Origin of the sequence: Holdemanella biformis DSM 3989 (genome assembly GCF_000156655.1) — a bacterium.
GTDB classification, from domain to species: domain Bacteria; phylum Bacillota_I; class Bacilli_A; order Erysipelotrichales; family Erysipelotrichaceae; genus Holdemanella; species Holdemanella biformis.
Map to the genome: position 1 here is coordinate 108,607 of NZ_DS996843.1, position 7,268 is coordinate 115,874.

General features: G+C 35.1%; 7 protein-coding genes, 1 pseudogene and 1 riboswitch. Of the genes and pseudogenes, 1 reads left to right on the forward strand and 7 read right to left on the reverse strand.

What is annotated here, in order from left to right:
* The 5 genes and pseudogenes from thiD to EUBIFOR_RS07240 all read right to left on the reverse strand — a co-directional run.
* Window positions 1–733, reverse strand: a pseudogene (gene thiD, locus EUBIFOR_RS07220) (bifunctional hydroxymethylpyrimidine kinase/phosphomethylpyrimidine kinase); the annotation flags it as partial.
* Between the two features lie 31 nt (window positions 734–764).
* Window positions 765–1,355 carry an HAD family hydrolase gene (locus EUBIFOR_RS07225; protein WP_003865341.1) on the reverse strand — a complete coding sequence of 197 codons (591 nt, stop codon included), beginning with the start codon at window positions 1,353–1,355 and terminating at the stop codon, window positions 765–767.
* 48 nt (window positions 1,356–1,403) lie between these two features.
* Window positions 1,404–1,503: riboswitch (TPP riboswitch) on the reverse strand.
* A gap of 5 nt (window positions 1,504–1,508) precedes the next feature.
* On the reverse strand, window positions 1,509–1,853 hold the full coding sequence (locus tag EUBIFOR_RS07230) for a DUF1667 domain-containing protein (RefSeq protein ID WP_003865342.1): 345 nt from the start codon (window positions 1,851–1,853) through the stop codon (window positions 1,509–1,511).
* Complete coding sequence (locus tag EUBIFOR_RS07235; protein ID WP_040466323.1) at window positions 1,850–3,115, reverse strand: NAD(P)/FAD-dependent oxidoreductase; 1,266 nt, start codon at window positions 3,113–3,115, stop codon at window positions 1,850–1,852. The genes EUBIFOR_RS07230 and EUBIFOR_RS07235 overlap by 4 nt, the downstream gene beginning before the upstream one ends.
* A complete protein-coding gene (locus tag EUBIFOR_RS07240) occupies window positions 3,108–4,538 on the reverse strand; it encodes an NAD(P)/FAD-dependent oxidoreductase (protein ID WP_003865344.1) in 1,431 nt (476 codons plus the stop codon). The genes EUBIFOR_RS07235 and EUBIFOR_RS07240 overlap by 8 nt, the downstream gene beginning before the upstream one ends.
* A gap of 198 nt (window positions 4,539–4,736) precedes the next feature.
* On the opposite strand from EUBIFOR_RS07240, the gene EUBIFOR_RS07245 reads away from it, so the two are divergent.
* Window positions 4,737–5,768 (forward strand): LacI family DNA-binding transcriptional regulator, encoded by a 1,032-nt coding sequence (locus tag EUBIFOR_RS07245; protein WP_003865345.1) that lies wholly within the window; start codon window positions 4,737–4,739, stop codon window positions 5,766–5,768.
* Here the strand turns inward: EUBIFOR_RS07245 and EUBIFOR_RS07250 are convergent.
* On the reverse strand, window positions 5,740–7,014 hold the full coding sequence (locus EUBIFOR_RS07250; protein ID WP_003865346.1) for an L-cysteine desulfidase family protein: 1,275 nt from the start codon (window positions 7,012–7,014) through the stop codon (window positions 5,740–5,742). The genes EUBIFOR_RS07245 and EUBIFOR_RS07250 overlap by 29 nt on opposite strands.
* A partial coding sequence (locus EUBIFOR_RS07255; protein WP_003865347.1) for a hypothetical protein occupies window positions 7,007–7,268 on the reverse strand: 262 nt, incomplete at its 5' end. The genes EUBIFOR_RS07255 and EUBIFOR_RS07250, both read right to left, overlap by 8 nt.

The following is a 7,268-nucleotide window of genomic DNA, read 5'->3' on the forward strand; positions in this document are numbered from 1 at the left end:
CCTTTGTATATTCATTATCTATCGCAAACGAATGATCCATCGGACCTGAGCCTTTACCTAAATCAAGCATTGCACTTAACGCACCTGAAATATAATCTTTTGCACGTTTTACCGAATCATCCAAATCAAATCCTTTCGCAAGATTTGATACGATTGCGCTCGACAAAGTGCAACCCGTACCATGTGTATTTGAATTATTGATACGTTTCCCTTTAAACCAAGTAAATGAATCATTTCTATATAATAAATCATTCGCATCATTGATTTGATGACCGCCCTTAACTAGAGTAGCGCATCAAAAAGTTTCACTGATTTTTTTTGCCGCTTCAACCATACTTTCCTCATCCATAATATCCATTTCTGAAAGTACTTCCGCTTCCGGAATATTTGGAGTAATCAAAGTAGCTAAAGGCAACAATTCTTTTTTTAATGTTTCAATTGCATCTTCACTAATCAATCTTGCACCACTTGTCGCAACCATTACAGGATCGACCACAATATTTTCTGCCTTATATTCCTTAAGTTTCTTTGCAATCATTTCAATCAAACTAGAACTTGATACCATTCCAATCTCTACCGCATCCGGATAAATATCTGTAAATACTGCATCTAGTTGTTCACCTAAAAATTCAGGTATTACATCCATAATGCCTGTAACTCCCAAAGTATTTTGAGCAGTTAATGCCGTAATTGCACTTGTCGCAAACACATGGTTAGCACACATTGTTTTGATATCTGCCTAAATGCCTACTCCTCCACTCGAATCACTTCCCGCAATTGTTAATGCACTCTTCATTTAAATCTCTCCAATCTTTTATTTTTATCACTTTAAATCCAATTTTTCTCGCCACATCTATACAATAATCTGCATCCTCAAACACAACTATATCTTCCGGTCTTTGGTTTAAAACTTGTGCACAAGCCAAATAAAAATCCGGATCATTCTTTGACTTATTCACCTTTGAACAAGTTATAATATCTTCAAAATAATTCAACACACCCAATCTATTCAACGCAATTTTTACTAACTTTTCATCACAACTCGTACCAATCACATTGACTGAATCATAATGTGAAATAAAATCTTTAAACCCAGGCATAAGCTTCACTTCATACTTATAAAAATCCGATATAAGATTCAATACTTCTGAAATGATTTGTTCTTCTGATTTATTGATTCCATAATGCTTCTTCAAATATGTTGCACTCTGTTCTAAACTCATATTTGAAACAATTTCATCAAGATTATTTTGGGGAATCATACCCAAACTTTGAACATATCGACTTGCCAAAGTATTCCATACTTCCATTGAATCTAGTATTGTTCCATCCACATCAAAAATAGAATAATTCATTTTCTCACCACCAAGAAAAAAGCTGCAAAAAAACCAATCTGCAGCTCCCTATCAAAAAGATATATTCCCTACGTTGGCATTATCCAAATCAGGTTATTGGGTCTAGGACAAACCTACTCTCAGCCTAAAAGCTCCCCACTTTTAACAGTCATATTATAAGTCTTTCGTCGCAACTAAATCAACACCCGTACCACAAATATCAGAGACAATTACATCTTCACGATGTACTGGCGCCTTCACAACTACATGATTCAACTCTTTCATCACATCAAAGATTTTTTCTTTTGGAATATCTCCATTCGTCTTCACACTCAATCTTTCAATTTCTGCACCTACAATTTTAACTGTACTTGTCACCACACGAGTTGGATGTGTACACTCTTTTTTTCCGTAGATTGCACCTCTAGGGCAGCCATTTCCAGTTACTTTATAATCATTTTCTTCATCCACCTTTAAGTGACAACCCTTAGGACAAGTTATACAAATTAACTCTCTCATTGCACATCCTCCTTTACAGATACAACCAATTCTTTATCTGCCTTTTCAAGCAACACTTTAGGAATAGATACCTTCTCCATTTCACTTGGTATCACATGTTCCTTTTTAAACTTCGCAATTACAGTATCCCCATCCCTCACAACAATATTTACCTGTTGTGTTGGTCTTCTTACACGGAAAGATAGTTCAACACTCTTTTCTACATTATCCTTACGAATATATTGCGGAACTACATACGAAATATTATCTCCATTTATCGTCTTAACGACACGATCCTTAGATACTTCGCCATTTGAAACATATCGGCCAGCACCCATTCCAGCCTTTTCACTTTCCAAACTTACAAAATCCACTAAATCATGCACATGCACAACGTTGCCTGATGCGAATACCCCTTCCATAGAAGTCTCCATATTTTCATAAACAATAGGTCCATGTGTTCTAGAATCCATTTCAACCCCTAAATCATTTGACAACTCATTTTCTGGAATCAATCCAACTGACAATAAAACGCAGTCACAATCAAATTCCATCTCGGTTCCTTCAATTGGATTTCTATTTTCATCCACCTTAGAAACAACAACTTTTTCTACTCTAGACTTACCCACAATATCCGTAATTGTATGGCTTAAATACAATGGGATATCATAATCATGTAGACATTGAACAATATTACGATTCAAACCATTCGAATAAGGCATAACTTCAACAACTGCCAAAACTTTTGCGCCTTCTAAAGTCATTCTTCGAGCCATAATCAAACCAATGTCACCACTACCCAAAATCACAACTCTTTTACCAGGCATATACCCTTCAATATTTACATATCGCTGAGCTGCACCTGCCGTAAATACACCAGAAGCTCTTGTGCCTGGAATCGCAATGGCTCCACGTGTTCTTTCACGACAACCCATATTTAAAATAATCGATTTAGCCTGAATCATTAAATATCCATGAATGCTACTTGAACAATACACCATTTTATCTGGCGTAATCTCAATAACCATTGTATCCAATAATATATCAATATCTGTCTTATTGACTTCATCAATATATTTACCGGCATATTCTGGGCCTGTTAATTCCTCTTTAAAGTGGTGTAAACCAAAACCATTATGAATACACTGATTTAAAATACCACCCAACTCTTTATCTCGTTCAATAATCAAAACAGATTTTGCGCCATTTTGTTTGGCTGCCATCGCACTGGCAAGACCTGCAGGACCACCACCAATGACTACTACATCATACTTATTATTCATCGTCATTCTCCTTTGTTCTTCCACATAAAATATAAGAACCATTCTTATCTAACATGATATCTAGTTGACTAACGCCCAACTCATTGGCAAGAATCTCTTGTACTCTAGGTCCACAGAAACCAGACTGACATCTTCCCATACCTGCATTACATCGACGTTTGATTCCATCTAAACTCACTGGTTTTGGACTACGACGAATCGCATCAATAATTTCTCCCTCGCTGATCGTTTCACAACGGCAAATAATACGACCATACTCAGGATGTTTTTCAATATATTCTTTTCTTTGTTCATGTGACATTTCTTTAAATCGAACAACTTTTCTTGTAGAAACATAATCCTTCTTTAAATTTAAAAAATAATTCTTTTCCTGCATCATTCTCACAACATCTAATGCGATTGCACTTGCACTACTTAAACCAGGACTTGCCATACCTGCAATCGAGAAGTAATTATGCACATCTTTATCTTCGCCAACAATAAAATCTTTTGTATCACTTCTTGCACGCAATCCTGCAAAAGTACGAATGTTTTCTTGAAGCTTCATATTTGGCACAGATTTAACCGCATTTTCACGAATTATTTTTAATCCTGCTGACGTTGTCGAATAATCATCCACATTTGTATTTGTACTTGTAGGACCTACAATCAAGTTTCCATCTACTGTAGGAGCTACCAATACACCCTTACCAATCTTTGTAGGACATTGGAAAATAACATGATGAACCAAGTTTCCTTGTGATTTATCCAATAAATAATATTCACCCTTATTCGGCGTAATCTTATAATTTGGCTTCTTGATAAGTCCAGTCACATGATCACACATAACACCCGCACAATTTACAACTAACTTAGCCTTGTATGTATCATTCACGATAAAGATATCTCCATCTTTTTTTATACTCGTAACCTCTTCATTCAAACGAAGCTCTACACCATTTTGAATTGCCACTTCACTTAATGCGATTGCAAACTGCCAAGGATTGATAATACATGCACTTGGTGCATATAAAGCGCTTGTACAAGCTGGATTTAAATTTGGTTCCATTTTTGATAACTCAGGCTGCTTAATAATACGCTGATTTTCAACACCATTTTCAATACCACGCTTATATAACACTTCAATTGTCTTATCATCCTCTTCACTAAATCCAACAACTAAAGAACCAATATTTTTACAAGGTACATCTAAATCTTTACATAAAGAAGGAATAATTTTATTACCCCAAATATTATATTTTGCCATCAAAGTATTTGGCTCTGGATCATAGCCCGCATGAATAATTGCACTATTGGCCTTGGTCGTTTCATCTGCCACATCATTATTTTTTTCTAACCACAATACTTTTCCACTATATTTACTCAATTCAAAAGCTAAAGAGCATCCACTGATACCCGCTCCAATTATTATACAATCATACATAGTTCACACCTCTTTCAAAGTAACGATACGCCTATTTTTATTTCCTTTCAAACGGGTAAAACCAACTGATTTTATTAATCAAATTATTGATTAATAGCTAGACAATCAAATAAAATGGTGTAAGATAAAAATAGACTTTGATTAATAATTTGATTAGTAATCAATAAATTAATCAAAATAAATCAAAAGAGGTTCATTATGGGAAAAAGAAACAAAATAACTACACGCGATATAGCCAAAGCTTTAAATGTATCACAATCCACTGTATCTATGATTTTAAGTGATAATAAAAATGTTTCTTTCAAAGAAGAAACTGTTAAACTTGTCAAAAAAACAGCCAAACAAATGGGATATAAAAAGCCAGAAGTAAAAAAAAGATATTCAAATACTAAGAATACGATTGTCGTTATTTGTTCGAATTTATCAAATTCATATTATTCTATGGTCGTTTCAAGTATCATTGAACAGGCTAGTAAGACCAAAACACAAATTCTTACAATTTCCACACTTCGTAAAGATGAGCTCGAAAAACATGCACTTTCAAGCTTAAAACTATTAAAACCATGTGGAATCATTCTTCTATATCCCCCAAAATTTGTTGATGAATGGAATGCACTTTCCAAACAAATTCCATGCATCATTATTGGAGATAAGCCAAAAAATCTCGATTGTGATTCAATTGAACTCAACAGTTTTAAATGTGGAAATCTATTAGGTAATCATTTAAAACAACTAGGACATAAGAAAATTGCGTATATTTCAAGTCCATTAGATACAACAGAAATAGGTAGAAACGAAAGATATGAAGGTGTAAAAAGTGTAATATCCAACACACAAGTATTCTTTAGTTCTTCTAAACAATTTGACATGTACCCAATTGAAAAAAGGGAATATGAGAACGGGTATCGTTTGACAAAACAAATTTTAGGTGATAAATACGATGCCTACATAGGAAATAATGACATGACAGCTTTAGGTATCTTAGCCTGTTTAAAAGATCACAACATCAAAATAAGTGTAGCTGGATTTGACAATATTCCAGAAACGGATTTTCCACAAATTCAACTTACAACCGTCGATCATGGTGCTTGTGAAAAAGGCAAGGAAGCTGTAGACATTCTTCTAGAACAAACAAAAAGCGAACGAAAACGTATCGTCCATATGGAATATGAACCTCAACTAATCATTCGCTTATCGACTTTTAATCGCAAGAAATCATCATCTCAATAATTTTATCATTTGTTTGAAGCATTCCTTGAGAACCTAGAGTTCCAATATTTTGAATTGTTTCATCCACACTATGAGCAACGATTCCATCTCCCGCATAGAATTGTTGCTTATTTTTATACATATAATATCCCATGATACCGGCATCTATACTAGAAGCAATTTTAGCTGCACAACTAGCCTTTGCCCCATCACAAATGGTTCCCGAAAGAATAGCTAACGCATTCACAATGGTATGTTGAATTTCTTCATATGTTCCATCATGTAAGTAGGCAATTCCAGCTCCTGCTGCAGCTCCAGCACTAACAGCCCCACAGAATGCTGATAAAGTACCAATACCTGTTTTAATATAAATAGCAGTCAAATTCGATAAAACTAAAGCACGATACAATTGTTCTTGCGTAGAATTCAATTCTTTGGCATATACAACAACCGGCACACAGCAAGTAATCCCCTGATTTCCACTTCCTGAATTAATGACTACTGGTAGTTCACAACCATTCATTCTTGCATCCGACCCAGCCGCCGCATAAGCTTTGGCCCTTGTCTTTACGCAATCCAAATCCATATTCAAGATCACATGACCAATGTTTGCACCATATGAATTATAAATTCCCTCATTTGCGATAGCCATGTTACAAGCAATTTGACGATCCAATATTTCTTTTACATCCTCAATATCCACAGTTTTGGCAAAATCCCAAATTTGTTTCATGATCAAAGCACTATGATCCGCCTTATGTTCTAAGCTTGTCGTCTTATCTTCAAAGATAACTTTCCAATCTTTTTCAATCTGCACAATATTCGTATGCGTATCTACAATACGAACACTTGCATGTTCTTGTTCATAATACACATTGATTTCTAAATCAAATACATGACCTTGTTCAATATGCTGCACAGTAATATTTGTGTTCTGAACATATTCTGGTAATTCTTCTATTTGTTCACGCGTCGCACTAGAAAGTACTTCAAGTTTTGCGTTTGCATCCCCATATAAAGCTCCTGCAGCAGCTGCAACTTCAATCCCTTTTAAACCATTTGTATGAGGCACGATAACACTCTTCACATTTTTAATAATACTTCCGCTTGCCTTAACAACAATACGATCTGGTAAATGATCTAGCACTTGCACTGCCTTAGCACACGCATAACTAATCGCGATAGGCTCTGTACAACCCATAGCCATCACTAATTCTTCTTTTAATATTTGTACATAAATTGAATATAATGAATCCTCTTTATTCATCTTCTTTCACCCACACACACGCCAACTTGTGATCTTCCATTTCTGTCATGCCAAAATAAATTGTATCCTTTTCTTTCACACCAAAATCCTGGCGCAAAGCCGTTAATACACTTCCATACATCTTTCCATCTTGTATTCCTTCAAGACGAACCCAGCATGCCTCTACATCTTTTCCTTCTTCTAAAAAATATACCATGATATCATCTGGATACTCTAAATGTCTGGATGAATCTAACTCTTTATATAGACGAAGC